The following is a 26,079-nucleotide window of genomic DNA, read 5'->3' as shown; positions in this document are numbered from 1 at the left end:
CCACATTGCCCTGATTTTCGTTTCGCTCCTGTCTGATTTCAATAGGCCAGCGACAGCCGGCCCGATCAGGTCAGATCCCAAGTCCCAGAACTCAGACAAGGAGCCAACATGCCCCGCAACCGCTACACCAAGGTCGTTCGCATTCGCACACGCGCCGAGATTGCACGTCAAGAGACTGAACTGTGCGAGCTGGGTCGCGATCTCCACCAATTGGATCCGCAGTCCGCGCTACTTCCCATGCGGAACGAAGAGAAAGAAAGGCGCAGCGCTCGGGTCGACCGCAAGCGGCGAGCCAAGCGCATGACAACGGAATAAGAGTCAGTTCTTAGGCGGGGCAACACCCGTTGCCCCGCCCAATTCACGCCACGCCCATATCGAGAGAAGGGAGCTTCCATGTCCCGCTTCACCAAGTCGAACCTCGCCCACGTCACCCCAGTGCGAGCGAGCGCTGCTGCTGCACTGTTCGGCGCCGCGCTGGTGCTTACGAGCTGCAGTACGGCATCTCGCCCGAACAACGATCTGGCCGCTGACCAGCAGATCCTCGCCACCTGTGACGCCGCGGCACCGCCGGCCGCTGACATCCAGATTGACGGCAGCGGCTCGAGCAGCTCGGACGCCATCACCGAGGAGCGCTTCAAGGCCATCGAGTCGGTCGTGCGCACCACCGCGATCTGCAGCGGACGTCTCCGCGTCAGCGTCTTCTCCTCGAGCAGCGCGGCGACCAACATCATCATCGACAAGCCGCTTCACCTCGATGGCGCGACCGACAACGCCCGCCTGAAGAGGCTTCCGACCCTGGTCACCGACACCATGACCGCTATCCGGAGCGGCTACTCCGCGACGGCGAGCTCGCTGCCCAACGGCGGGAGCGACATCAGCGCGGAGTACCGGCTGGCCAACGAGTGGATCGGCCAGGTCGGTGCGCCCTACCGGCTGCACCTCTATCTGCTGACGGATGGCTTCCAGAACGTCGGTTTCCGGCTGGACGACAAGGTCATCTCCAAGCAGGAGGCCGCTGACCTCGCCAGCGGCGTCGCCGTACCGCAGCTTCCCGGCGCATCGGTGCTGGTCGCGGGCCTCGGGCGTATCTCGGGTGCTCCGCCGAGCTCCGAAATGGTGGACGGGCTCATCGCCTTCTACGACGCTCTGTGCAAGAAGGCGTCCGCGGCGCAGTGCGTCTCGGTCACCGACTACACGGTGGCCGGCCGATGAGCCCCCAGCGCGTGATCGGCGCGCAGAAGGACCAGACCGCAGCCTGGCAGCAGAACGCCGCAAGCGTCACGCTGCCACAGCTCGATGGTTCGGCCGCCTGCCCGCGGCCGAACAACATCGGGACGGTGTACGTCCAGCACGAGTACCAGGCCCTCGGTGAGGAGCAGCTTGCTCTGTGGTCAGCAGCTGGCGAAGCGGCGGCGTCTCCACACCAGGCGCAGGCAGATGAGGCATCGACCGCCGCGGCGGCTACCGAGTTCCTGCTCACCGAGAGCGAAGGACAGGTTCGTCATGCCCACACCGACCACCAGCACGCGGTCCGCACGCTGAGCCACCACGTCAAACGGTCAGCCGGCGCCAAGCTGCGCTACTGGCTGGGCATGCCTGTCCTGTGGTTCGGCGACACCGGCGGCGTCTGGGCCGCCGCCGTCATGAACGGCGACGTCATCTACATCGCCTTGTTCCTCGCCCTCGCCTCCGGCATGGCGGGCGTGTGCTCCGGCCTTGCGGGCGCCGAGCTGCGAACCATCCGCCTGGCAAGAGCACGGCAGCAGGCTCGCGACCAGCTGAGCGAGGATGAGAAGCGCTACCACCAGCTGTTCGCTGGCACAGGCGGCGGCGCGGGCATTCTCAAGCTGATCGGACTCCTATCACTCGCAGTCGTCGGCTTGATCGCCTTCGGCGTTGGCACCCTGCGTGCCTCTGTCGATGGCCAGGCTGCTGGGCTGACCTTCGGCATGCTCGCAGCCGCGACCGCGCTGGCCTCTGGGCTGCTCAGCTACTCCGCCGCCGATGACGTTGCGGATCTGCTCGACGCTTTGGCCAAACGTGTGCGGCGCGTTGAAGCCCGTCATCTCCAGCTGGCTAGCTCCAGCCCGCTCCGACTGCGCGCCGCCGGCCAAGCGGTCGCTCAGTCCATCGAGAAGGAGTACGCGCTCCGTGGCCAGGCCGCGGCCGAGCACATGGAGGCGCTCGCATGGCACATCCAGGTCCGGAACCCAGCCGTTCTCGGCCATGGCTTTCCGACTGGAGAGCAGGGCGGGGTGATCGGCCGGCGGCCTCGCCGAGGTGGCGCCGCATGATCCTGCCCTCTCGCCTGCTGCCGAGCACCTCCAGACGGAGCCGACTTCTCGGCGCACCTCCTGACCAGAACGCTGATCAGAAAGGGTTCGACCTCGACGATGCGCCCTACGAACTGGGTGATCCGGGCCATCCGTCACCGACACCGACCATGGTGATCGCCCTGTTCGACGACTCCGGCTCGGTCACCGGACGAGGCGGCACTGACCCGCTCGCCCGGCGGTACGAGGAGGTGAAACACGCGTTCCAGGTCGTCGCCAGGCGAGGGTCACGACGCGAGCTCGGAGCGGTTCTGCACTTCGACTCGCCGTGCGTGAGCGACGCCGGGCCATCACCAATCACCCGCCTCGGCATACTGTCGCTGCACTGGGGCCTTCACCGACCGAAAGACGGTGTCGGCTCGAGCACGTTGGCACCGAGCCTCGATCAGGCCATCGACCTGGCCCATCGTCACCCGCGGCATCAGAGCACGCTGGTCGTCTTGTCGGACTTCTTGCTACTCGACGCCGAACCGGGCCAAGTGCTGTCCGATCTCCGGGCCTTCCCGGGATCGGTGCACGCGGTGGTGCTGGGCAGCCGAGTCCCGGATGGCGTCATCGACGGCGCCGTGACGGTCACGCAGATCATGCAAGACAGCCCGCGGGGCGCTGTCGCGAAGGCGCTCTTCGGCTCCCTCGTCGCGCGTCGGCCCGGCAGCACTCCGCTGCTACCAAACTAATGCGTAGTCAATTCCACAACAACTAATCGAGAACGGCCGATGCGTCGATCTTCAGAGCTCCACCCCGAAAGGACACCGTCGGTTCGATCGAACATTCGCCCGAACCTTCGATCGAACCGACGGTTTCCCTCCCGCCCCTTCCTCGTAGTAACTAGACACAGACCTGGCCGGCGCCTCACTCGGTTCCAGTCCAGGAAGAGAAAGGAGAGACATGCGTGACAACAACGAACGAAGTCGCCGCAACCGCACCGGAGCGGTTCCGAACCATCCTGGCTGATCCCCCGTGGGACGTACTGCAGAAAGGCGGACGCGGTGCCGGACGCCACTACATGCTCATGACGCTGGAGCGCATCAAGGCCATGCCGATCAGCGACCTTGCCCACGACAACGCACACCTCTGGCTGTGGGTCACCAATGCCACCCTGCGCGACGGGTACGACATCGCCGAAGCCTGGGGATTCACGGTGCGCTCACCCCTCACCTGGGTGAAGTTCCGCCTTGGCCTCGGGATGTACCTCCGTAACACGACGGAGCACCTGCTGCTCTGTACCCGTGGCCGAGCACCGGTCCAGTTCCGCTCTCAGCCGACTTGGTTTACGGCGCCCGTCCAAGATCACTCGCACAAGCCGGAAGAGCAGTACGCCCTCATCGAGCGCGTCTCGCCCGGCCCGTACCTTGAGTTGTTCGCCCGCCGCCGGCCTCCGTCGAACGCCGACTGGTCGATGTGGGGCAACGAAGTTGCTGCTGACGTCGTGATACCAGGTTATCCCGTGCCAAGCGATCGGCGGCGGACCGGAGACACCCAGTGAACGACAAGGGCGGCTCGAAGAACCCGCTCGCCTGGCTGCTCCATGCAAGTCTCGTCATGCTCGGGGCGTCCATCGCGCTCAACCTGGCGGTCACGTTCCTCCAGCCGGTCGTGCCCTGGTTGATCGCCGGCTTCGCGGTCGCCTTCCTCGTCTGGTGTGTGGTCGTCTTCATCCGGTGGCGACGGTCTCGCTGGTAGTCGAAGCGGACCGACACATGTCCTGCACACGCGTTGTTAAATAAACAAACATTATTGACGTTTCGTCGAAGATAGGTAATAAGTTAAGCCGTTGCCGAGTGTTGAATCCATGCAGCACAAGCACGATACGGAGAAAGCGAGGTGATCTATGACCCCAGCCCCAAAGAAGACGAGTAAGAACCGGAAGGAGCGTCGTGAACGCCGCTTAAGGGTCCGTAGTGTTCGTCGGAACACACCGGATATGCGCAAGCTCTCCAAGGCCATCATCGGGCTTGCGCTGGCCGAGGCTGAGCGCGAAGCCCAAGCGCAAGCAGCCCAGCAGCCCGGCGCTGGCGACTCGCCTCCATCTGCGCAGAAGGGTGGTCGTCATGGCGCCTGACGCTGGTCACCTCGTCTTCTCCCAGCTCCACCTGCCACGCCCGCTCGAGTCCTCGACGGTCCTGCGGTTCCTCGAACGTCTCGCGTCCGACCGGGACGAACCACGAGTCGTCTTCGAAGCACGCGCCGGCGAGTCCGGTACTCAGCACTTACTAGGCTGCCGAGCCAGCGACGTGCACCCGCTCAGGCGCCTGCTCGGTGACCTATTGCCAGGCACAATCCTCACCGGCGTCGCGCCGTCCGGTGCGGATCCCCGTCCGGCCGTCGACGTCGCCAGGCGACTCCGCCTGCGGTCAGCCAGCTTGCCGCTTCGCATGGACGGAGCCGAGCAGACCGCGCTCGCATTGCTCTCGGCGCTTGCGGTCCACCTTCATGCTGGCGAGGCCTTGGTGCTCCAGGTCATCTTGGGCCCGCGGCATATTCCAAGATCTGTTCGTCCCGACGCCCCCGAACCCGACGGCACCGTGCTCGACGCTCTCACGGCAGGGTCTCGCCCCGCCAGCGCGGAGACGCGTCAGCGCCTCAAGGACCGACTCTCCAGAAGCGGCTTCGGGGCCACCATCCGGCTGGGCGCCGCCAGCAGCGACTCCGATCGCCGGAGGCGCTTCATCACGGGGCTGCTCAGCGCGATCTCCACCGCGCGCAGTCCCGGCGTTCAGATGACGCTCGCGCCGGAGAAGTCGGAGGCGCTCGACGGCGCGCGGCTGCCCTGGCGCTGGCCGTTGCACCTGGCGGTACCTGAACTTCTCGGGCTCCTCGCGTGGCCGATCGGCGAGGGTGAGCTGCCCGGACTGCCGCCACTGCATCCGAAGCGGCTCCGCGCTGCAACGAACGTGCACTCCGGTCCACGGGTTTTCGCGATCAGTGCGGCGCCCGGTGACGACCGCCAGATCGGCATCTCACCGCAGGACCAGACGTACCACGGCATTGCCTACGGTCCCAGCGGCTCCGGCAAGACCACGGCCATCGAGCACCTGATCCTCGCAGACGTCGAGGCAGGTCGCGCTGTCGCGGTTCTCGACCCGAAGCGCCAGCTCATCGACAACCTCATGGCCCGGATTCCCGAACGCCGCATCGGCGACGTGGTCGAAATCAACGCCGGCGACCAGGCACCCGTTGGATTCAACCCGCTCGACGTTGGCGAGCGCGACCCCGACGTCGTGGTCGACGGCATCCTTGCGGTCTTCGCCGCCGTCTTCAGCGACGGCTGGGGCCCGAGGACCCAAGACATCTTCTCCGCCTGTCTGCGCACACTGGCCAGAGCGAGTACACCGACGGAACCGGCCACCCTGGTCGACCTGACTCGGCTGCTGACCGACCCCGCGTTCCGTCGTCGGCAGGTCGGCCGCATCCAAAGCGACGTCGCCCTGGCCGGCTTCTGGGCCTGGTACGAGGGACAGTCGCCACAGGCACAAGCCGCGGCGATCGCCCCGCCCCTCAATAAGCTGCGTCAGTTCTTGCTCCGTCCAGCGCTGATCCGGATGCTCGACCAGCGGAGCGGCCGCTTCCGGCTCCGCGATCTGTTCCGCGAGAACAAGATCGTCCTCGTCCCGCTCAACGAAGGGCTCATCGGACCGGGTACCGCCAGTCTCCTCGGCAGCCTGATCGTGGCGGACATCTGGCAGGCCACGCAGGAGCGCGCCGGGGACCCAGAGGCGAGCACGAACCCAGCGACGATCTACATCGACGAGGCGCCGCGCTTCCTGAACCTCCCCGTCTCGATGGCCGACGCCCTCGCCGTATCGCGCTCCCTCGGCGTCGGCTGGTTCCTCGCCGCCCAGTTCCGCTCCCAGTTCCCACCTGCCCTTGCCCGAGCGGTCGACATGAACGCTCGCTCCAAGATCCAGTTCGCAACGGAGTACGAGGACGCCCGGGACACCGCCAAACTCACCCGCGACCTGACGCCAGAGGACTTCATGTCGCTGCCGCAGTTCCATGCCTACGCCAACCTCGTCGCCGACGGCCACCCCTCCGGCTGGGCCCTGATCAAGACGCTGCCGCGAACGCAACCGACGATCGACCCGGCCGTCGTCCGCGCCGCGTCGCAGACCAACTACGCCCCGCTCGAAGAGGCAGCGCCGCCGAGCTCCTCTAAGCCAGACGCCGAGCCCGAGGTCGCTCCCGCACTCGAGCCGGCCCCTCAACCGATCGAACGGATCGGTCGGAAGCGGAGGACGTCATGAAACAGCGAACTGACGATAGAAGCAGTGTCTCCACCCGTATGTTCGCCCGTATCTCCGTGTCGATCCCACTGCCGCATCCTCGCAGGTCATACCCCCTACCTATCCCCTCCTGGGATGGGACTGACCCCCAATCTGGGGGTCACCGGGCCGACCGAGGAGACGGCGTATGAGCCCGACGGACGTCACCACGTTGCTGCTGCAGCTTTCGGAGCGGGACATTTCGATCCTGCAGTCGATCAGCACCCATCGCCTCCTCTCGACTGCCCACATCCGGCGTCTGCACTTCGCCCGCGGCCACGCCAGCCTCGGGGCTGCGTCTGGCGCCGTCATGCGGGTCTTGACCCGCCTCGAAGAGAAGAACCTGGTCGCTCGCCTCGGGCGACGCATCGGCGGCGTCCGCGCCGGATCGTCCGGTATCACCTGGCAGCTCGGCGCCACCGGCGAGCGTCTGATCCGCACGATGGAAGGCAAGAAGTACCGCCGCCGGTTCATTGAGCCTGGCGCGACGTTTGCGGCACACACCCTCGCCACCGCCGAACTCGCCGTCTCACTGCACGAGCTCAGCCGAACCGGCGTGATCGAGGTAACCAGCATCGAGACGGAACCGTCCTGCTGGCGCTCCTTCGCCGGCCCTCACGGCACGCTCGAACGGCTAAAGCCCGATCTGTTCGCCATCACGGTGAGCGGCGACTACGAGGACCACTGGTACGTCGAAGCGGACCTCGCCACCGAACACCCCACCGTCGTCGTCCGCAAGGCGAAGGTCTACCAGCGCTACGCCGCCACTGGCACGCACCAGGCGCGACACGGCCTTTTCCCCGCGGTCGTGTGGGTGGTCCCGGATGAAACCCGCGAGCGCGCGCTTCGGGCCGCACTGGCGGCCGACAAGGCCATCCAGCCGGGGCTCTTCCAGGTGGTGGTGACGTCGGGATTCCGCCAACTCATCACCAGCGGGGTTCCTGATCCGCCGGCGGCCGCTGAGCCCAACCACCAGAACCAACCACTCATCTTGAAAGGAGGGACCACTTAATGGAACGACACCCGCACCAACCTGAACCCGACGGCGAGGAGCCCGGCGAACGCCCTCCCAGCTTCGGCCCGGAGCGACAACAACCTCGCCATCCGAGGATCTACGTCGCCGACCTGGCCAGCACAGAGCGCGGCATCGAGCACGGCTTGTGGATCGACGCCAACCAGACGGCGAGCGAGATCGACGCGGACATCGAGGCGATGCTGGCGAGCTCGCCGGTACCCGGCGCCAAGCTCTGGGCAGTCCGTTCTAGCGAAGACTTCGACGGCATTGACCTGTCGACCGTCGCTGACAGCTCGCTCATTGCGGACCTTGCCCACGGCCTCGTCGAACACGGCCGCGCCTTCGCAGCCTGGGCTCGGTTTGTCAGCAACGACCGCGCGCGGATCACCGAATTTCGCGACGCCTACATCGGCAGCTACCAGTCTCGTGAAGCCTGGGCGTGGGCCCTCGTCGAAAGCCTCGGCTGGCACCGAGACCTTGACCGACACATCACAGACTCGCTCATACGACCGTATGTGGTCTTCGACTACAAGGCTGTCGCCGAGGACGCCGAGCCCAGCTGGCAGGTTCTGGCCGATCCAGACGGCACCGTGCATGTCTTCTCCCGCTAGGCCGACGAGCGAAACACATCCAACCCTCACAGCGAAAGGAGGTACCACTTGGAGAAATATCCACTGAACCCTGATGACCGGGACGGAAGCGTCCCAGGACGCGAACGGCTGGAAGCCGGCGAGATCGACCTCACCGGCAGTGTCCCGCAGCCGGGTGCGTTGGCCGACGTCATCTTCGACGCGATCACCGAAGCGGAAGGAGTAGGCGAGAAGATCCCCGACTGGGGCGCCCGGGTCATCGCCCGCGAGCTCGCCAACCGCTTCCCGGTGCCCGGCAACCTGCACCACTACGCCGTCACGGGCAGCATCGACCACCTTGGACTTGCTCGCGAACTCGCGATCCATGCGCAGTTCGGCGATGTCCAGACCAAAGAGCTCTGTGATCTGCTCGGGCTCTACCTAATCAAGCAACCCGCTGGTCGCCCCGGGCACCCCGCAGATATCACGACGGCCGTCGAACAAGGACTACAGGAGCACGGCGCACCCTTCTGGGCGTACCTCCAGCTATACCCGGGTGAAGCCCCTGACGACGTTGTTGAGTGCTTCAACGACTTCCACATCGGCAGCTTCGCCAGCCTGACCGACGTCGTCGACGAACTGACGGAGATCAAGGGGTTCAAAGCAGCCATGAAGGAAGCCGAGGAGCGCTGGGGCTTCGAGGACTTCGTGAAACTCGACCAAGACCGGCTTGAGCGAGCGGTCCGGGCCAGCTGGGACGTTGTCGAGTTCGATGGGAGGTTCCATGTCTTCATGCGCTAGCGGCGGCGCTGAGCGTGCAGCGTCGAGATGTCCAATAAATCTAATAATCGGAATACTGTTGCAGAATTGTCAACAATGGGTGTTTTTGCGCCTAAACGGAGGTAAAATAGGGGAACAAATAACAGAGGACTACGTGAATATGACTGACGATGCTGCACGCCGTTTCGGCGAATACCTTAGAGACCTACGCGCTCAGCGCAAGCAGAGCGTCCGCGGCCTCGCGGCGGCAGCAGGCATCGACAGTGGGACCGTTACACGCCTGGAGCAAGGCAGCATCCACGCGCCCAGCCCTGACACACTCAAGCAGCTGGCGAGCGCGCTTGACGTTCCGCTAGCAGACCTGTTCGTGATGGCCGGCTACATCATGCCGCAGGAACTACCGAGCATCACGCCGTATGTCCATGCACGGTATCGACATCTACCTCACACCACGCGTCTCAAGATAGCTGAGTATTGCAACAGACAAATAAACATGCATGACAACAAAGAATCTCAGGAGGGAGGTACATATGAACCAACCAGAGAATGATGAACTCAACACTCCCGCAGCGCCTGAACCGCCGCGCCTCTTCACGATCAGCGAAGCAAGCGAGCGACTGCGAGTCAGCCGCTGGCAGGTGTACGCCCTCATCAACCAACGACGCCTGAAGACCATACGGATCGGCCGCCGACGACTCGTTGCCGAACCTGACCTCACCGCTCTCATCACGGAGCTACGGGAAGAAGGAGACTCGCTATGAGTCGGCGGGCGAACGGTGAGGGCACCATCTATCTACGAGCGGACGGTCGCTACGAGGCCGCCGCTACGCTCCCGACGTCGAACGGCAAGCGCAAGCGGTTTCGCGTCTACGGCAAGACGCGGCAGGAAGCGCATAAGAAGCTAACGGCGCTCATCCAGGAGGCGAACCAAGGGATCTTTCGGCCCGAGCATGCCTGGAAGATGGCCGAGTACCTCGACTTCTGGCTTGACCACGAGCGGCGCCGTCCTCTCACCCGCAAACGGCATGAATCAGTCGTCCGGCTCTACATCAAGCCCGGCCTCGGCCGCTACCGCCTGCAAGACCTATCCGTCCGCCTCGTGCAGGGCTTCCTCGACGAACTCTACGACGACGGCAGAACGCCCTCGACGATCCACCAGATCCGCAAGGTGCTAAGCGCTGCCCTGACGTACGCCATGCGCCAAGAAATCGTCAACCGCAACGTCGCCCGTCTCGTCGAGCTGCCGCGCTACCGACGTCCGGAAGCAGCTCACTGGACGCCCGACGAGATCATCCAGTTCCTCGACGTCGCGAGAGACAACCCGCTCTACCCCGCCTTCGTACTCCTGACGCTCTACGGCCTACGGCGAGGCGAGGTACTCGGCATCCGCTGGCGTGATGTCGACTTCAACCGCGGCGTGCTCCGCATCCGCCAACAGGTACAACGGATCGACGGCAAGCTGGAACAAGTCGAACTCAAGACCGAGTCCAGCGAGCGCGACGAACCCTTGCTTGGCACTGCACGCGAAGCGCTTGAGCGTCAGCGCGCTGCTCAGGCCGGCGCACGCCTCGCCACTGGCGCCGACTGGCAAGGTATCGGCACTGAAGACGAACTGGTCTTCACCACCCGTAGCGGCCGGCCTCTCGAGTCTCACAACCTCGGACGTTCATTTGTCCGTATCTGTGAGCGCCACGGCCTGCGCAAGATCACGCTCCACGGGCTCCGCCACAGCAACGCCACCACCCAGAAAGACCTGCAGGTGCACGCGCGGGACATACAGGCCATCTTGGGCCACAGCGACGTCCGCACAACCGGCATCTACGAACACGTCGATCTCACCAGCAAGCGAAACGCGTTGCAGAAAGTTGAAGGGCGTCTGTTCCGAGACGCACATAACAGAGGTGGTAGCCGTCAAATTAGCCGTCAAACCGCAGATTCAGATGGATCTGCGGGTCGCGGACTGCGAGAAATCTTCCCAAAGAAAATACCCACCCCTAGTGGAGTAGGTACTTTCTTTGGTGGCTCCTCCCAGACTCGAACTGGGGACACAAGGCTCTTCAGCAAGACCCAAGGACCTATTAGCGACCGCTTAACCTCTATAAAACGCATCATGCAGAGACATACGCACGCGTGGCTACTCGGGAGTACCGCCGTCTCATTTGCCGTCAACGAAACAGTCATATATCAGCACGGAGCAACTTCCGCATCGCTACCTGACGTTGCGGAATTATCAACAACAGGTACGGTTCGGCGACAAGAGAGGTAAAATATGAAAGCAAGTAAAGAGAATACTACGATTATGAGCAACAAAACCCCTGCAACAACCCGACTAGAAACACCTATAGCCACGAAACGTAAAGCTTCTACTCTTGCACAGCTCCGAGCATTAGCAACAAAGGTGCCAGAGTCGCTCATCGACACCTTGGGCACAACGGAAGCGCAGGCCCGGTTGCTGCACCGCCTGGCGAGCAGCCACAGCGGCTGGATGGAAACGGTCAGCGAACAATTTCCGAGCGTAGGAGTAGAACTTCGAAGAGACACGCCGTTTCAGGGAGAAATATCCTGGAGAGATGGGCATTGGCACATCCACGTCGACTCTTCTCTGCCGCCACACGTGCAGGAGTTCGCCGTGATACATGGCCTAAAACACATCATCGACCACCCGCTGCAACTCAAGGCAACGACACTCAAAAATGAAGACTGGGAGGCTATGGCTGATCACTTTGCACTCGCCTGCGTGTCCGGCGATGCCAAATTGAAGTCTTCCACACGCTAGTAGGCGCGCGCATAAGCAAGCCAGAATGCCCACTCGATCACACGACCAGCCAGAAGGAGGTTCTGATGACCGAGCAAGCCTTGAACCGCAACGTCGCCCGGTACGCGACTGGCGAACGTCGTCGCAAGCGAGCCGTGCTCTACCTCCGTGTATCGACGCCCGGACAGGTTCACACCGACTACAACCCAGAAGGCATCTCGATCCCGGCTCAACGCGAGGCCGGCAAACACAAGGCTGCACAGCTCGACGCCGACCTCGTCCGGGAGTTCGTCGAACCGGGCCGCACCGCCACCAGCATCGACAAGCGGCCAACGTTCCAAGAGATGGTCGCCTGGGTCAAGTCCCAGAAGGACATCGACTACGTCATCGTCTACCACTTCAACCGCGTCTTCCGAAACAGCGTTGACGCGGGCATCACGAAGCGGGACCTGAAGAGGGTCGGCACGCGGGTCGTCTCCACGATCCTTGACATGGGCGAAAGCCCAGAGAGCGCCATGGTGGAGACCATCCTGCACGCCGTCGACCAGTACCAGTCCGAAGCCAGCGGCGCGGATATCAGCTATAAGATGGGCCAGAAGGTCCGGAACGGGGGCACAGTCGGCATCGCCCGGCTCGGCTACCTGAACGTCCGTGAGCCGAAGTCCGAGGGCGGCGAGATCCGCACGATCGCCGTCGACCCGGAGCGCGCCCCACTCGTGCGGCTGGCATTCGAGCTGTACTCGACCGGCGACTACACGCTGGCGGACCTGGACGAAGAGTTGTACGAGCGTGGCCTGCGTACCCGGCCGACGCCGCGGCGGCCGTCCAAGCGGGTCTCGATCAACAAGCTGTCGTTGATGCTGCGCGACCGGTACTACGTCGGCTACCTGATGCATGAGGGCGAGGAGATCCGCGGGCGGCACGAACCTCTCGTCGACCCGGTCCTGTTTGAGCACGTCCAGACCATCGCCAGTTCACGAACCGCCGCAAAGGAGCGTCGACGCGTGCATCACCACTATCTCAAGGGGTCGCTGTTCTGCGGCCGCTGCCAGAAGAACGGCACCACGTCGCGCATGATCATCCAGCACACGGTCAACTCGCGCGGCTACGAGTACACGTACTTCTTTTGCCGGAACAAGCAGGGCGGCGACTGTAGCGCCCCCCACGTCAACGTCCTACACGTCGAGGAAGCTGTCGAGGCCCACTACGCCACTGTCCGCTTCAGCCCAGAGTTCATCGCAGACGTCCGAGTCCATGTCGCCACCGCTCTCCAGGACGAGCAGGCTGCCGCGCGCCTGATGCGACAGCAGCTCACCACGCAGCTCCGCGACCTTGGTACCAAGGAAGAGAAGCTGATCGACCTGGCCGCCGGCGACGACGAGACGATGCCGCAAGACAAGATCAAAGAGAAGCTGCGCGACATCGGTCGCCAACGCCAGCGCCTGACCGAACGCCTGAACGAGACCACCGAGGACCTCTCGGAAGCCGCCAGGCTTGTCGAACTGTGCCTCACCCTGCTCGAGGATCCACAAGAGCTATACCGGCGCTGCGACGATGAGCAACGGAGGCTGCTCAACCAGGCGCTCTTCGAGCACATCTTCATCGAGGACGAAGACGTCACGACCTACGACTTGCGCGAGCCGTTTGCCACACTGCGCTCAATCGAAGAGCGCCACCAGGACGCGAGCAGCGACAAACCTGATCCTGGGACTGCCGCCGCGCTGCCCACAGACGACACGAAGGGCGTCTCCGGATCCGGAGACGCCCTTCGTGTCATGAACGATGTTGAAGTCTTACTAACGGGCATGGACTTGGTCCAATGTTCTAGTAAGCCCTTCAGGGTGGAGCTGAGGGGAATCGAACCCCTGACCTTCTCGATGCGAACGAGACGCGCTACCAACTGCGCTACAGCCCCTTGTTCTTGCTCGTAGAGCTTAGCAGTGCCCTACGAGCACCTCTCCGAGGGGGTCACTCTCCGACAGCCCGCCGATAAGGCCCGGTCCCCGGCTCGTCGAGCTCCTCGAACGCCGGGTCCTCGTCGTCCAGATCGACGACCACCGCGCTGCGGCGGACCCGCGACGTCGGCGACGGACGGCGCTCGACCACCTCGCGGCGGACCGGCTCGACGACGTCCACGTCCTCGGTGTCCTCGACCGGCTCGTCGTCGTCCGCGGAAGGCGACGGAGCCGCGGGGCGCGAGACCGACCGCCGGGGCGCGCGGGTGCTGTTGAACCGGGCGAGCCGGCGCTGCCGGATCTCCTCCTCGATCCGCACCTGGCGGCGCAGGTAGACGAGGTAGCCGACCAGCACGACGTCGGCCAGCGCGTGGCCCCACCAGACCAGGGGCATGACGAACCCGGCGATCGCGGCCGTGATGACCGCCGCCGCGAGCAGGATGACGACGATGCGCTGCCGGAAGCTGTACTTCGCGCGCGCCGCCATCTCCGCCGCTTCCGGGTCGAAGCCGCCCCGGCCAGGGCGGTAAGCCGCGCGCTCGGCTCGTTCGGCCCGCTCGGCGCGGGTCGGTTGCGGGAGCGGCTCGGGCTCCGGCTCCTCGTAGTCGTCCTCGAGTTCGAGGTCGGCCTCCAGCTCCGCGAGGTCGTCCTCGACCGACGGCCGGGACTTGACGGTCTCCTCGGACATGGCGAATTCCTCCCGGTCTTCGTTGCGTCCACTGCGTACGACCCTGGCCGCCAACGCGGAGTCGGCCGTATGGGCCACTTGCTGCCGCCGACGCGCGACCATGGGCACGAGAACGACGAGCCATGCCGCGGCGAGCGCGACGATGATCACGGAGCTGGGCATCTCCCGTCACCTCCCCCGATCCTTCCACCTGAAATCACGCTAGTCACAGGAGTAACAGATCGGACGGAGGCTCGCCGGATTGGATCACGAAAATGCCTCACCGGATTAGGTGAATCTCACAGCATGTGGTAACGCGCTCACGGACCCAGGTGGGTAATGACCCTCAGGCGTAGTCGGCGCGGCCCGCCGCGACCAGCCGCGACACCAGCCCGGCCCCGGTCTCCTCGCGCGTGACGGCGAAGCAGTAGTGGTCCCGCCAGGCGCCCGCGACGTCGAGATAGCGCTCGAACAGGCCTTCCTGCCGGTAGCCCGCCTTGGTGAGAACCCGCAGGCTGGCGCCGTTTTCCGGGCGCACGGTGGCCTCCAGCCGGTGCAGCCCGGCCGGGCCGAAGGCGTGGTCGGTGACCAGGGCGACGGCGGCCGTCGCGACCCCGCCGCGGACCACGTCGGACGACACCCAGTAGCCGATCCAGGCGGACCGCAGCGACGCCCGGATGACGTTACCGACGGTGATCTGCCCCGCGAGACGGCCGTCCAGGGTGATCGTGAACGGCAGGCACTGGCCACGCCGCGCGAGCGAGCGCAACGCCGCCCACTGCGACGGCCACGACCAGAAAGCGTTGCGTTCGGGCCACGGCCCGACGCCGGTCGGCTCCCACATCTCGAGGTGCGCCCGGTCCCGGAGCCGGATCCGGCTCCACTCGCCGGCGTCGCGCAGCCGCACCGGCCGGATCGCGACCTCCCCGGCGGGCACCCGCAGCGGGCCGAGCCGGGCCGGCCAGCCCGGGTGCCGGCTTTCGACCGGGTAGGACACCCCCGACACGGCGTTCATCAGGCCCGTTGCGCCAGGAAGGTGACCTGGACCTGCTCGCCCGCGGGGACGTCGGTCAGCTCCTCCGGCACGTTGATCAGGCAGTTCGCCTCGGCCAGCGACGCGAGCAGGTGCGCCCCCGACTGGCCGAGCGGCTGGACGAGGTACTCGCCGTTGGCCTCGTCACGGAGGAGCTGGCCGCGGAGGTAGCCGCGCCGGCCTTCGGTCGACGTGATCGGCGACAGCAGCCGCGCCCCGACGATCCGCCGGTGCGGGTTACGCGTCCCGCGTGCCGCCCGGATCAGCGGCCTGACCAGCACCTCGAACACGACCAGCGCGCTCATCGGGTTGCCGGGGATGAGGAACGTCGGCACCGAGTCGGGGCCGAGCCTGCCGAACCCCTGCACCGAGCCCGGGTGCATCGCGACCCGCGTCATGTCGATCCGGCCCAGGTCCGAGAGCGCCGCGTGGACCTCGTCACCGGTGGCGCCCCCGGCGCCACCCGCGACCACGACGATCTCCGACATCAGCAGCCGGCCCTCGACGATCTCCCGCAGCCGCTTCGGCTCGCTCGGCACGATGCCGACCCGGCTGACCTCGGCGCCCGCGTCCCGGGCGGCCGCGGCGAGCGCGTAGGAGTTGACGTCGTAGACCTGCCCGACCGACGGCGTCCGGTCGATGTCGACCAGCTCGTCGCCGACCGAGACGATCGACACGCGCGGCCGCGGGTAGACGAGGACCTTGGCCCGGCCGACCGCGGCCAGCAGGCCGACCTGCGCCGAACCGATCGTGTCGCCGCGGCGCACCGCGACGTCACCGATCTGGACGTCCTCGCCGGTCCGGCGCACGTACCCCGCCGACGGCACCGACCGGTGCACGGTGACCCGGGCCTGGTGCCCGTCGGTGTAGCCGAGCGGCACGACCGCGTCGGCCAGCGTCGGCAGGGGCGCACCGGTGTCGACGCGCACGGCCTGGCCGGGCTGCAGGCGCCGCGGCTGGCGCGAGCCCGCCGCGATCTCGCCGACGACCGGCAGCTGCACCGGCTCCTGCCCGGCGGTGCGCACGTCGACGCTGCGCACCGCGTAGCCGTCGATCGCGGCCTGGTCGAACCCGGGCAGCGCGTGCTCGGCGACGACCTCCTCGGCGCAGAGCAGCCCCTGTGCCTCGGAGATCGCCACGCGCACCGGCTGGGGCCGGACGGCGGCTTCCAAGGTCATCGAGATCTGCGCGTCGACCGAGCGCAGCTCGGTCTCGTCCCCGGCCACTTCCGGCCGTGCCGCGTCGAGGGATTCCGTCATGGGCGATCTGTCCCGATCCGTTCCGTCAGCCACGCCCGTAAAGATGGACCGTACTCGGGCGTTTCAAGCGCGAAATCGACCGCGGCGCGCAGGAAACCACCCGGATTCCCCAGGTCGTGGCGTCCGCCGCGGTGCACGACGACGTGCACCGGGTGTCCCTCGGAGATCAGCAGCGCGACCGCGTCGGTCAGCTGCAGCTCGCCGCCACTGCCCGGGGTGATCCGCTTGAGCGCGTCGAAGATCGCCCGATCGAGCAGGTAGCGCCCGGCCGCGGCGTAGGTCGACGGCGCCTCCTCCGGCTTCGGCTTCTCGACCATCCCGTGCACGCGCTTGACGTCTTCGTCGTCGGTGTCCGAGACGTCGAAGACGCCGTACGGCGAGATCTCGGCCTTCGGGATGTCGAACGCGCACAGCACGCTGCCGCCGTACTGGGCCCGGACCGCGCCCATCCGCTCGAGCACGCCGGTCGGGAGCACGAGGTCGTCCGGCAGGAGCACGGCGACGGCCTCGTCGTCCGGGTTCAGGTTCGGCTCGGCCTGGGCGACGGCGTGACCGAGGCCGAGCGCCTGCTCCTGGATGGCGGTCTCGACGGCGAGCAGCCCGGACCCGCGGCGCACCTTTTCGAGCAGCTCGGTCTTGCCCTTGGCCTCGAGGTTCTTCTCCAGCTCGGGCTGCTCTTCGAAGTACCGGACGACGGCGTCCTTGCCCGGTGAGGTGACGATGACCAGGCGCTCCGCTCCCGCGGCGGCGGCTTCGGCCGCGACCAGCTCGATCCCCGGCGTGTCCACCACCGGCAGCAGCTCCTTGGGCACGGCTTTCGTCGCCGGCAGGAAGCGCGTCCCGAGGCCGGCGGCCGGCACGATGGCGGTTCTGAACGTCTGGGTGGTTGCGGCGCCCGTCATGGGCGCAGAGCCTAACGTGAGGTCATGCACGCGCTGGGCAATGAGCACCTGAGCAAGGCGGAGTGGCGTGACCGGCTGACGCGCGCGCGAGCGGACCAGACCGCCGAATCGCACGCCCGGGACGCGTCGGCACTGGTCAGCGCGGTGTCGAACGTCACATCCTGCACGGTGTGCGCGTACCTCCCGTTCGGCACCGAGCCGGGCACGACGGCGCTCGTCGACGCGCTCGCGGCCGGCGGCGCGCGGGTGCTGCTGCCGGTCATCCTGTCCCGGACGGAGCCGCTCGACTGGGCGGAGTACACGGGCGAGGCCGATCTCGTGCCCAGCCGGTTCCGCGGCATCCGCGAGCCCGGCGGGAAACGCCTGGGTACCGGGGCTGTCGGGGCCGCGGAGCTGATCCTGGTGCCCGCGCTGGCCGTGGATCGCCAGGGTGTGCGGCTCGGCCGCGGCGCCGGTCACTACGATCGCTCGCTGGCGTTCGCCGCGGCCGGCGTGCCCCTGCTGGCCGTCGTCCGGGACGAAGAGCTGGTCGAACGGCTGCCCGGGGAACCCCACGACGTGCGCATGAGCGGGGCGCTGACGCCGGGTCGAGGCGTGCTCGACCTGCCGATGTGAGCAACGTGGAATTGCTTTCGGGGAATGTTTTCCAGCACAATCGGGTTGGCACTCTGGTCGGACGAGTGCCAGCAAAGGAGCTCTCAGTGCCTACGTACCAGTACGCCTGCAAAGAATGCGACCACCGGTTCGAAGCCGTGCAGTCGTTCTCGGACCCCAGCCTGACCGTGTGCCCGCAGTGCTCCGGCACCCTGCGCAAGGTGTTCAGTTCGGTCGGCGTCGTCTTCAAGGGCAGCGGTTTCTACCGCACCGACTCGCGTGACTCGGGCAAGTCGAGCACGACCGCGACCCCGGCGAAGACCGAGACCAAGACGGAGTCGAAGTCGGAGACCAAGTCCGACACGAGCTCGGCATCTTCCTCCTCGGGTACGACAAAAACCACCGCCGCCGCCTCCTGACCGGCGAGGTTGTCCACAACACCCCGGTTGTCCACAGATGCCGGGCGTGGCCCTTCCGGCGGCCCGTCCGGCTTCCCTAACGTCGATCTCGTGCGGCGCACCGCCGCACTCGATCCGACCGAGGGGGCACCGTGGACGTGGCGGCGAAGTTCCGCACACCTGATCTGACCCGGCTGCAGGGCCGGCGGGCCCGGCTCATCCGACGCTGGCTCGCCGCCGGCCTGCTGCTGGCCGGGGTACTGCTGTTCGCGCACCCCGGTTCCGCGCGGGGCGCACCGACGACTCCGACCGTCGTCGCGGCGCACGACCTTCCTTCCGGCGCGGCTCTGCGCGCTCCCGACGTGCGGCTGGCCGACCTCCCCGACTCCACTCGCCCGGCGGGCGCGTTGAGCACCCTGGACGACGTCGACGGCCACCTGCTGGCGGGCGCCGTCCGCGCCGGCGAACCCTTGACCGACGTCCGGCTGGCGACGGCCATCCCCGGCTCGGGTGATCCCGCGACGGCGACGGTGCCCGTGCGCCTGGCCGATGCCGGCGTCGCCGAGTTGCTGGAGCCCGGGCGACGCGTCGACGTCGTCGCGGCGCCGGAGCCGGGCGTGCCCGCGTCCGTACTGGCGAGCGGGGCGACGGTGGTGGCGGTCGGGCAGCGGGAGGCGTCCCCGGCGAAGGGTCCGCTGGTGCTGCTCCGGCTCCCGGACGCGATCGCGACGAGGGTGGCGGCGATTTCATTGGAGCGTCCGGTAACGGTTACTCTCCGCTAGCCCACCCCCCATCGTTCCCGTTCGTGAGGAGAGCAAGTGTTCAAGGGTTTCAAGGACTTCCTGATGCGCGGCAACGTCGTCGACCTGGCCGTCGCGGTGGTCATCGGCTCGGCGTTCACGGCGATCGTCACGGCGTTCACCAACGGCCTCATCAAGCCGCTGATCAGCACGATCGGCGGCACGGACGCCGCGAACGGCCTCGGCTACCAGATCTTCGAAAACAACAAGGCCACGTTCCTGAACTTCGGTGACGTGATCAACGCGGCGATCAACTTCGTGCTGGTCGCGGCGGTGGTCTACTTCGTGATCGTGCTGCCGGTGAAGCACGTCCAGGAGCGGCGCAAGCGTGGCCAGGAGCCGGGCCCCTCCGAGCCGACCGACGTCGAGCTGCTGATCGAGATCCGCGACCTGCTGCGAGCCCAGGCCCAGCGCGACAACGGCCGCGACTGAGCGGGCTCAGCGATCGTGGTGCGGCGGCCGGTTCTCCCGGTACCAGTCGTCCGGGAGCCCGGTGCGCCGGTCGGGATCGCGCTCATCGGAGGTCGTCTCGGGCAGGACGTCCCCGAAGATCTCATCGACCCGCCTGCGCCGCTCACTGGCGGCCTGGGGATCGCGCTGCTGACCGGACATGCCCCCAGTCTCCCACGACGCGTTGATTGACAACTCCAGAGTGAACTTCACCCCCGGCGGCGCCGCACTTCGTCCCGCCAGCCGCGGATCTGGTCCTCGCTGTGGAGGAACCCGGGGCCCGGCCAGTCCGGGAGGTCGATGCCCGCGAGCAGTTCGAGCGCCCACTGCTGGTCTTCGTCCAGGTCGATCTCGTGCCGGAAGTCGTCGCTGAGCCACCGGCCGGCCCAGCGGTCAGCCGCGTCGCGGCTGATCCGGCCCGACAGGATGTCGGCGAAACAAGCCTCGATCTCGGCGAGGTCCGGCCCGGTCAAGCGCCGTCGCTGCGCCGGTGTCAGTACCAGCTCGGCCGCGGCGAGGTTCTCCTCCAGATGCGCGATCCTGCCGGTCCCCGGAATCGGCAGGATCACCGGCGAGCGCGCCAGCAGCCAAGCCAGCGAGACCTGAGCGGCGGTGGCGCCCAGCTCCCCCGCGATGGCGCCGATCGCGGTGGAGCCGATCGGAGCGATGGGCCGCCACGGCAGGAACGCGATTCCTGCTTCGGCGCAAGCCCGCAGCACCGGCTCGTGCTCCCGGTCGAGCACGTTGTAGCGGTTCTGCACACTCGCGACGTCGACGATCTCCCGAGCGCGTGCCAGCTCGTCGACCGTCACCTCGGACAGGCCGAGAAGCCCGACCTTCCCGGCTGTCTGCAGCTCCCGGAGGGTGCCGAGCTGGTCGGCCAACGGCGTCTCCGGGTCGATCCGGTGCAGCTGCAGCAGTTCGATCCGCTCCACCCGCAGCCGGCGCAGAGCCTGCTCGACCTGGTCACGCAGGATCTCGGGCCGGGCGTCGCGCCGCCACTCACCGCCGGGCCCGGTGCGCGCGACACCCACCGTGGTGGTGATCACCAGACCGGCCGGATAGGGGTACAGCGCTGAAGCGAGCAGTTCCTCGTTGGCTCCGCCGCCGTAGAGGTGGGCGGTGTCGATCAGCGTGACGCCCAGCTCGACGGCCCGCCGGACGACCGCGATCGCCTCTTCTCGCGCGGGGCCGGCTTCGGTCGACAGGTGCATCGCCCCGAAGCCGAGCCGACGCACCTCGAGCTGCCCACCGATGCGGAAATCCATGATCGGGGCAACGGTATCGGCGGCGCCCCGATCACGCGAAGGAAATCAGACCTCTTCGAGGCCCGAGAGCTCGTCGATCACGTGCGGCACGAGCGAGGTCAGCGTCGCCATCCCGTCGCGGACCGCAGACCGCGACCCGGCGAGATTGACCACCAGCGTGCTCCCCGACACCCCGGCGAGCCCCCGCGAGATCCCGGCGTCCACGGCGCCGGCCGCCAGCCCGGACGCACGGATGGCCTCGCTGATGCCCGGGATCGGGCGGTCGAGCACACCGGCGGTCGCGTCCGGCGTGCGGTCACGCGGCAGAACACCGGTGCCGCCGACCGTGATCACCAGGTCGGCGCCGCCGATCACGGCGGTGTTGAGCGCGTTGCGGATCCCCGCGGTCTCGGCCTCGACGACCACGACACCGTCGACGATGAAGCCCGCTTCTTCGAGCAGCTCGGTCACCAGCGGTCCCGTGGTGTCCTCGTGCTCGCCGTGCGCCACGCGATCGTCCACGATGACCACGAGGGCCCGGCCCAGCCGTTGTGCACTCCGTTCCATGGCGCCCACCGTAGTCGGTTTCGCCTTCCCGGCGCCGGGAGGTGCCGGGTGAGTTCTGACGATTCCGTGACGTGCCCGCGCGCGGCCGGGCGCGCCGGTCCGCGGCCCCCTAGCGTGGCCGGGGTGCGCGTACTGGTCACCGGCGGAGCCGGGTTCATCGGGTCTCACATCGCCGATCTCCTGGCGGACGGGGGCGACGAGGTCGTAGTGCTCGACAACCTCCTCCCCACGGCCCACAGCTCCCGCACGCCGCCGGCGTACACCGGCAGGCACCGGTTCCTGCGCGGCGACGTCACCGACACGGAGATCGTCGCCGAACTGCTGGACGGCGTCGACGCGGTCTGCCACCAGGCGGCGGTGGTCGGGCACGGTGTCGACCCATCGGACGCGCCGTCGTACGCCCTGCACAACGACTACGGCACGGCGGTGTTGCTGGCCGGGATGCACGCGGCCGGGGTGCGGAAGCTGGTGCTGGCCTCGTCGATGGTCGTCTACGGCGAAGGCCGGTACGCGTGCCCGGACCACGGCGTGGTGCCGCCGTCACCGCGCCGCGCGTCCGATGTGGACGCCGGCCGGTTCGAGCCGCGGTGCCCGGCCTGCGGCACCGAGCTGAGCTGGCGGCTGGTGCCCGAGGACGCGCCGCTGAACCCCCGCAGCACGTACGCGGCGACGAAGCTCGCGCAGGAACACCTGGCCGGAGCGTGGGCGCGGCAGACGGGCGGCAGCGTGTGGGCGATGCGCTACCACAACGTCTACGGCCCGCGGATGCCGCAGAACACCCCGTACGCGGGCGTGGCGTCGCTGTTCCGCTCGGCCATGGAGCGCGGCGAAGCCCCGCTGGTGCTGGAGGACGGCCGCCAGCAGCGCGACTTCGTGCACGTCCACGACGTCGCCAGGGCAAACGTCCTGGCTCTTCGGACAGCCGGCCCGGAGGGCGACATCACCCCGGTCAACGTCTGCTCCGGCACCCCGCACACGGTCGGCGAGCTGGCCGGGGAACTGGCACGCGCCTGCGCCGGCCCCGAGCCGAAGGTGGCGGGCGGCGCCCGCCCCGCGGACGTCCGCCACGTGGTCGCCGACCCGGCCCGCGCCCGAGAGTTGCTGGGCTTCACAGCGGAAATCGGCTTCGAAGAAGGAATCACCGACTTCGCGACGGCGGAACTGCGCGCCCCGGTTGCCACTGATACAGGCCGGTGAGGCGTCGCCGCTTCCAGGGCTAGATCTAGGACATCGCGAGCGGCAACCGGACCTCGAACCGGCACCCGGGCCCGTGGTTGTGGACGCCGATCTTCCCCCGGTGGGCCTCGACGAGCCCCTTGGCGATGGCCAGCCCGAGCCCACCACCGCTGGTTGTCCCGCCGCGCTCGGGCGTCCGGGCCTGCGTCCCGCGGAAGGCGACGTCGAAGACCCGGCTGATCTCGTCGTCCGGAATACCCCCGCAGGAGTCGTCGACGGCGAGGAGGGCCTCGTCGCCGTCGACGCCGATCTGCACCGCGACCGTCCCGTCCGGCGGGGTGTGCCGGATCGCGTTGGACACCAGGTTCCGCACGATCCGCGCCAGTTCCGGGTCGCTCCCGGTCACCACCGGCCAGGTCGACGCGTTGGCGAGCACTCGCACGCGCTTGCGCTCGGCGACCGGCGACTGGGCGGCGACGGCGTCGCTGACGACGTCCCGCAGCGGCACCGCGGACATCGTCAGCTCGAGGGCGCCGGCGGTGATGCGCGAGAGCTCGAACAGGTCGCCGACCATCGCGGACAGCCGCCGGGTCTCGCCGCCGATCCGCTGGGCGTAGTCGGCGACCTCGTCGCGTTCGGACACGACGCCGTCGGCCAGCGCCTCGGCCATCGCCTGGATGCCGGCCAAGGGGCTGCGCAGGTCGTGACTGATCCACGCGACCAGCTCGCGCCGCGACGCCTCGGCCGCACGCTCGCGGTTGCGCGCTTCCCGCTCCCACACGCTGCGGCGCGCGATGGCCCGGCCGAGGATGATCGCCGCCGGGACGGTGACCACGGCGACGAGCAGGCAGACCAGCAGCATCGTGGTCAGCGCCGGGGTGAACATGAACCCGCTGACGCCCAGCACGCCGACCAGGGTGGCGAGCACCGGGATCAGCACCAGCACGGTGAGCGTGGTGGCCAGCGAACCGCGGCGCACCACGTAGAGCACGACCCCGCCGAGGGCCGCGATCGGCAACGAGAAGAGCAGTGCCAGCGGCAGGATGTGCCAGAGATGCGTCAGCGTCTCACCGAAGGACTCACCGGGTTCGATCACGGCTGCTCCCGGTCGTAGCGGTAGCCGACACCCCACACCGTCGCCACCCGGGTCGGCTTGGCCGGGTCGCGTTCGATCTTCTCGCGCAACCGTCGCACGTGGACGGTCACCGTCGATTGGTCGCCGAAGTCCCAGCCCCACACCTTCTCGAGCAGATCCCCGCGCGAATACGCGACGCCGGGATGGGCGAGGAAGAAGGCCAGCAGATCGAACTCCCGCGAGGTCAGCGGCAGCTCGCGGCCGGCGAGCGTCGCCGTGCGCGCGGTCATCTGCAGACGCAGGTTGCCGTCAGCCAGTTCGGCGGCGGCCGGTTCCGGACGCGGCATCCGGGCGCGGCGCAGCACCGAGGCGACGCGGAGGGCGAGTTCCTTGGGGCTGAAGGGTTTCGTGACGTAGTCGTCGGCGCCGAGCTGGAGCCCGGCGATCCGGTTCTCCTCCTCGCCGAGGGCGGTGAGCATGACGATCGGCACCTGGCTGACCTGGCGCAGCCGCTTGCACACCTCGAGCCCGTTGATCCCCGGCATCATGACGTCGAGGACGACCAGGTCCGGCTCGTGGGCGGCGAACTCGGCCAGCCCTTGAGCGCCGTCGCCGGCCTGGTCGACGGTGAACCCGGCGACCTCGAGGTAGCGGCGCACGACGTCGCGGACCGTCTCGTCGTCGTCGACCACGAGCACGCGGCCGGCCTGATCGTCCATCATGTCTCCCTCACCAGCCGGTCAGCAGCAGGTGGTTGACCGCCAGCGCCGTCGCCGCCTGGGCGGCGAGCCACCACCGGCGCCCGGGCCGCGGCAGCAGGGCCGTCAGCGGCAGCAACCACACCCCGAACGGTAGCCAGATTCGTTCGGTCTCGGCTTTCGACAGGCCCGAGACGTCGGCGAACACGATGGTGAGCAGAGCGGCGACGCCGAGGAGCAGCACCGGGTCGGAAAGCAGGGCACGACCCGGGCGGGGCAAGAAGGCGTCCGCGAGACCCCGGCGCAGGGCGGCCACCACCGCGGGACCGAGCGCGACGGACACCGCGGCCAGATCGGCCCAGACCCAGTACGAGTAGGGCCGGACCAGCGCGACGCCCTGGTAGTAGCGCTCGACAACCAGGTGGTAGCCGTCGAGCCACCAGAAGCCCGCCCACGCGAAGGCGCCGACGACGGCCAGCGCCGCCGCGATGGCCAGGGCGGCCGCCCGCCACTGCCGGCCGAGGACGGCCACGGCCAGCGCGAGCAGGCCGAGCAGCACCAGGCCGTACGAAAGGAAGATCCCGAAGCCGAGCAGCAGCCCGGCCGCCAGCCCGGCGGGGACGGCGTACCGGCGGCCGCGGGAGAACCCCTTGGCGGACAAGGCGAGCAGCGCCAGCCCGGTGGCGGTCGTGCCGGCGAACAAGCCGTCCGCCGACACGCCGATCCAGACCGCGCCGGGCGTCAGGACGGCGAAGGGCAGCACCGCGCGAGCCGCTTCGGCGCGGCCGAGCAGGGCGACCGTGGCGGGCACGGCCACCGCGACCAGGCTGCCGACGAGCACGACGGCCGTCGCGGCCCACGCGCCGCCGTGCAGGCCGAGCCGGTCCAGCCAGACGAAGACGAGCGTCGCGCCCGGTGGGTGGCCGGACACGTGCGTCGTCCACGAGTCCGGCTGGAAGTCGAGGATGCGGGAGGAGAACTCACGCAGCATCCGCGGGATGTCGGTGATGCCGGGGACCTCGTGGAGGTACTCCTGCGGAATGGTCAGGTGACCGGCGAACCCGCGGGACCAGCCGTCGACCATGGCCAGCGAGAAGATCCAGGCGAGCGAAGCCAGGTAGGAGGCGACGAGCGCCCGGCGCCACGGCAGGCGGGCGGCCAGCACGGGGCCGTGGAGCACCACCGCGACGGCGATGAGCACGGCGAACACCGAGCCCGGGCCGACGTGCGGGAGCCAGTCGGCGAACAGCGGCGGCGACGACACGAAGATGACGACGCCGGAATGGGGCCGGTTGTAATAGATGCCGACCGCCGTGGCCGCGGCCACGAGCACCACAGCCACCGCGACGGCCAGAAGATCGGCGCGGCGCCCGGCGACCGGGATCTCGGGTTCGCGGACAGGCGGCTCGGCGAGCCGGGCTGCCGGGTTCGGCTCGCTCATCACCGACCACCATAAGTCCGCGAGCCGGACTCCGCGGGCCGGTGGAGGCAGCCGTAACGACCCGGTAAGAACCTCGTCACTCGTCATGATTCAGTAAGGAGCG

28 protein-coding genes, 1 tRNA gene and 2 pseudogenes are annotated in these 26,079 nt (G+C 67.8%); 19 read left to right on the top strand and 12 right to left on the bottom strand.

The window, feature by feature from the left end; all coding sequences use genetic code 11:
* Positions 1-393 precede the first annotated feature (393 nt).
* The 14 genes and pseudogenes from ABZ342_RS32835 to ABZ342_RS32770 all read left to right on the top strand — a co-directional run.
* The gene (locus ABZ342_RS32835) at positions 394-1,212 is read left to right on the top strand and encodes a hypothetical protein (RefSeq protein ID WP_360481222.1); all 819 of its coding nucleotides are present in this window, start codon (positions 394-396) and stop codon (positions 1,210-1,212) included.
* Entirely contained in the window at positions 1,209-2,294 is a 1,086-nt protein-coding gene (locus ABZ342_RS32830) for a hypothetical protein (protein ID WP_360481219.1), read from the top strand. The genes ABZ342_RS32835 and ABZ342_RS32830 overlap by 4 nt, the downstream gene beginning before the upstream one ends.
* The gene (locus tag ABZ342_RS32825; protein ID WP_360481216.1) at positions 2,291-3,010 is read left to right on the top strand and encodes a hypothetical protein; all 720 of its coding nucleotides are present in this window, start codon (positions 2,291-2,293) and stop codon (positions 3,008-3,010) included. Before ABZ342_RS32830 ends, ABZ342_RS32825 begins: the two co-directional genes overlap by 4 nt.
* A gap of 215 nt (positions 3,011-3,225) precedes the next feature.
* Entirely contained in the window at positions 3,226-3,819 is a 594-nt protein-coding gene (locus ABZ342_RS32820; protein ID WP_360481213.1) for an MT-A70 family methyltransferase, read from the top strand.
* Positions 3,816-4,016: a hypothetical protein gene (locus ABZ342_RS32815; RefSeq protein ID WP_360481210.1), complete on the top strand. Its 201-nt coding sequence runs from the start codon at positions 3,816-3,818 to the stop codon at positions 4,014-4,016. Before ABZ342_RS32820 ends, ABZ342_RS32815 begins: the two co-directional genes overlap by 4 nt.
* 368 nt (positions 4,017-4,384) lie before the next feature.
* On the top strand, positions 4,385-6,577 hold the full coding sequence (locus ABZ342_RS32810; protein WP_360481207.1) for a type IV secretory system conjugative DNA transfer family protein: 2,193 nt from the start codon (positions 4,385-4,387) through the stop codon (positions 6,575-6,577).
* A 166-nt stretch (positions 6,578-6,743) separates the two neighbouring features.
* Positions 6,744-7,607: a replication-relaxation family protein gene (locus ABZ342_RS32805; protein WP_360481204.1), complete on the top strand. Its 864-nt coding sequence runs from the start codon at positions 6,744-6,746 to the stop codon at positions 7,605-7,607.
* Entirely contained in the window at positions 7,607-8,221 is a 615-nt protein-coding gene (locus tag ABZ342_RS32800; protein ID WP_360481201.1) for an antirestriction protein ArdA, read from the top strand. Before ABZ342_RS32805 ends, ABZ342_RS32800 begins: the two co-directional genes overlap by 1 nt.
* Positions 8,222-8,269: 48 nt before the next feature.
* Complete coding sequence (locus tag ABZ342_RS32795) at positions 8,270-8,980, top strand: hypothetical protein (protein ID WP_360481198.1); 711 nt, start codon at positions 8,270-8,272, stop codon at positions 8,978-8,980.
* Complete coding sequence (locus tag ABZ342_RS32790; protein ID WP_360481195.1) at positions 8,952-9,509, top strand: helix-turn-helix transcriptional regulator; 558 nt, start codon at positions 8,952-8,954, stop codon at positions 9,507-9,509. The genes ABZ342_RS32795 and ABZ342_RS32790 overlap by 29 nt, the downstream gene beginning before the upstream one ends.
* The gene (locus ABZ342_RS32785; RefSeq protein ID WP_360481192.1) at positions 9,457-9,720 is read left to right on the top strand and encodes a helix-turn-helix domain-containing protein; all 264 of its coding nucleotides are present in this window, start codon (positions 9,457-9,459) and stop codon (positions 9,718-9,720) included. Before ABZ342_RS32790 ends, ABZ342_RS32785 begins: the two co-directional genes overlap by 53 nt.
* Positions 9,717-11,225: a tyrosine-type recombinase/integrase gene (locus ABZ342_RS32780; RefSeq protein ID WP_360481188.1), complete on the top strand. Its 1,509-nt coding sequence runs from the start codon at positions 9,717-9,719 to the stop codon at positions 11,223-11,225. The genes ABZ342_RS32785 and ABZ342_RS32780 overlap by 4 nt, the downstream gene beginning before the upstream one ends.
* A 33-nt stretch (positions 11,226-11,258) precedes the next feature.
* On the top strand, positions 11,259-11,735 hold the full coding sequence (locus tag ABZ342_RS32775) for a hypothetical protein (protein WP_360481185.1): 477 nt from the start codon (positions 11,259-11,261) through the stop codon (positions 11,733-11,735).
* 65 nt (positions 11,736-11,800) lie between these two features.
* Positions 11,801-12,859 (top strand): annotated as a pseudogene (locus ABZ342_RS32770) (recombinase family protein); the annotation flags it as partial.
* 30 nt (positions 12,860-12,889) lie between these two features.
* Here the strand turns inward: ABZ342_RS32770 and ABZ342_RS32765 are convergent.
* The 6 genes from ABZ342_RS32765 to ABZ342_RS32740 form a co-directional block, all read right to left on the bottom strand.
* The gene (locus ABZ342_RS32765; RefSeq protein WP_360481182.1) at positions 12,890-13,246 is read right to left on the bottom strand and encodes a hypothetical protein; all 357 of its coding nucleotides are present in this window, start codon (positions 13,244-13,246) and stop codon (positions 12,890-12,892) included.
* A gap of 310 nt (positions 13,247-13,556) precedes the next feature.
* Positions 13,557-13,629: transfer RNA gene (locus tag ABZ342_RS32760), tRNA-Ala, on the bottom strand.
* 53 nt (positions 13,630-13,682) lie between these two features.
* A complete protein-coding gene (glpR, locus tag ABZ342_RS32755) occupies positions 13,683-14,519 on the bottom strand; it encodes a gephyrin-like molybdotransferase receptor GlpR (protein ID WP_360481179.1) in 837 nt (278 codons plus the stop codon).
* A 163-nt stretch (positions 14,520-14,682) separates the two neighbouring features.
* A complete protein-coding gene (locus tag ABZ342_RS32750) occupies positions 14,683-15,351 on the bottom strand; it encodes a GNAT family protein (protein WP_155540849.1) in 669 nt (222 codons plus the stop codon).
* On the bottom strand, positions 15,351-16,628 hold the full coding sequence (gene glp / locus ABZ342_RS32745; protein WP_155540848.1) for a gephyrin-like molybdotransferase Glp: 1,278 nt from the start codon (positions 16,626-16,628) through the stop codon (positions 15,351-15,353). The genes ABZ342_RS32750 and glp overlap by 1 nt, the downstream gene beginning before the upstream one ends.
* A complete protein-coding gene (locus ABZ342_RS32740; RefSeq protein ID WP_155540847.1) occupies positions 16,625-17,530 on the bottom strand; it encodes a UTP--glucose-1-phosphate uridylyltransferase in 906 nt (301 codons plus the stop codon). Before ABZ342_RS32740 ends, glp begins: the two co-directional genes overlap by 4 nt.
* Positions 17,531-17,554: 24 nt before the next feature.
* Between ABZ342_RS32740 and ABZ342_RS32735 the strand changes: the two genes are divergently transcribed.
* From ABZ342_RS32735 to mscL, 4 genes are all read left to right on the top strand, one after another.
* The gene (locus tag ABZ342_RS32735; protein ID WP_360481174.1) at positions 17,555-18,145 is read left to right on the top strand and encodes a 5-formyltetrahydrofolate cyclo-ligase; all 591 of its coding nucleotides are present in this window, start codon (positions 17,555-17,557) and stop codon (positions 18,143-18,145) included.
* An 86-nt stretch (positions 18,146-18,231) separates the two neighbouring features.
* The gene (locus ABZ342_RS32730; protein WP_155540845.1) at positions 18,232-18,543 is read left to right on the top strand and encodes an FmdB family zinc ribbon protein; all 312 of its coding nucleotides are present in this window, start codon (positions 18,232-18,234) and stop codon (positions 18,541-18,543) included.
* A gap of 131 nt (positions 18,544-18,674) precedes the next feature.
* Positions 18,675-19,304: an SAF domain-containing protein gene (locus tag ABZ342_RS32725; protein ID WP_360481170.1), complete on the top strand. Its 630-nt coding sequence runs from the start codon at positions 18,675-18,677 to the stop codon at positions 19,302-19,304.
* A gap of 36 nt (positions 19,305-19,340) precedes the next feature.
* Entirely contained in the window at positions 19,341-19,754 is a 414-nt protein-coding gene (gene mscL / locus ABZ342_RS32720; protein WP_155540843.1) for a large conductance mechanosensitive channel protein MscL, read from the top strand.
* Between the two features lie 6 nt (positions 19,755-19,760).
* Here the strand turns inward: mscL and ABZ342_RS32715 are convergent, their stop codons facing one another.
* The 3 genes and pseudogenes from ABZ342_RS32715 to ABZ342_RS32705 all read right to left on the bottom strand — a co-directional run bounded on the left by ABZ342_RS32715 (position 19,761) and on the right by ABZ342_RS32705 (position 21,586).
* Positions 19,761-19,934, bottom strand: coding sequence for a hypothetical protein (locus ABZ342_RS32715; RefSeq protein WP_155540842.1), 174 nt, complete (start codon positions 19,932-19,934; stop codon positions 19,761-19,763).
* A gap of 320 nt (positions 19,935-20,254) precedes the next feature.
* Positions 20,255-21,040, bottom strand: a pseudogene (locus ABZ342_RS32710) (aldo/keto reductase); the annotation flags it as partial.
* 45 nt (positions 21,041-21,085) lie between these two features.
* Entirely contained in the window at positions 21,086-21,586 is a 501-nt protein-coding gene (locus tag ABZ342_RS32705) for a molybdenum cofactor biosynthesis protein B (protein WP_013230045.1), read from the bottom strand.
* Between the two features lie 123 nt (positions 21,587-21,709).
* On the opposite strand from ABZ342_RS32705, the gene ABZ342_RS32700 reads away from it, so the two are divergent.
* The gene (locus ABZ342_RS32700; protein WP_360481166.1) at positions 21,710-22,783 is read left to right on the top strand and encodes an NAD-dependent epimerase/dehydratase family protein; all 1,074 of its coding nucleotides are present in this window, start codon (positions 21,710-21,712) and stop codon (positions 22,781-22,783) included.
* A gap of 25 nt (positions 22,784-22,808) precedes the next feature.
* Here ABZ342_RS32700 and ABZ342_RS32695 read toward each other — a convergent pair whose 3' ends face one another.
* From ABZ342_RS32695 to ABZ342_RS32685, 3 genes are read right to left on the bottom strand one after another with little or no spacing between them, the layout of a single operon-like run.
* Positions 22,809-23,858, bottom strand: coding sequence for a HAMP domain-containing sensor histidine kinase (locus tag ABZ342_RS32695; protein ID WP_155540841.1), 1,050 nt, complete (start codon positions 23,856-23,858; stop codon positions 22,809-22,811).
* Positions 23,855-24,556, bottom strand: coding sequence for a response regulator transcription factor (locus ABZ342_RS32690; protein ID WP_155540840.1), 702 nt, complete (start codon positions 24,554-24,556; stop codon positions 23,855-23,857). The genes ABZ342_RS32695 and ABZ342_RS32690 overlap by 4 nt, the downstream gene beginning before the upstream one ends.
* Positions 24,557-24,566: 10 nt before the next feature.
* Positions 24,567-25,976, bottom strand: a complete 1,410-nt coding sequence (locus tag ABZ342_RS32685; RefSeq protein WP_360481161.1) for a hypothetical protein — start codon at positions 25,974-25,976, stop codon at positions 24,567-24,569.
* Between the last annotated feature and the right edge of the window lie 103 nt (positions 25,977-26,079).

The sequence above is a fragment of the Amycolatopsis sp. NPDC005961 genome, from assembly GCF_040629235.1.
Taxonomy (GTDB): Bacteria; Actinomycetota; Actinomycetes; order Mycobacteriales; family Pseudonocardiaceae; genus Amycolatopsis; species Amycolatopsis camponoti.
Note: the sequence above shows the minus strand (reverse complement) of the source record. Positions and strands in the feature narration are given on the sequence as shown.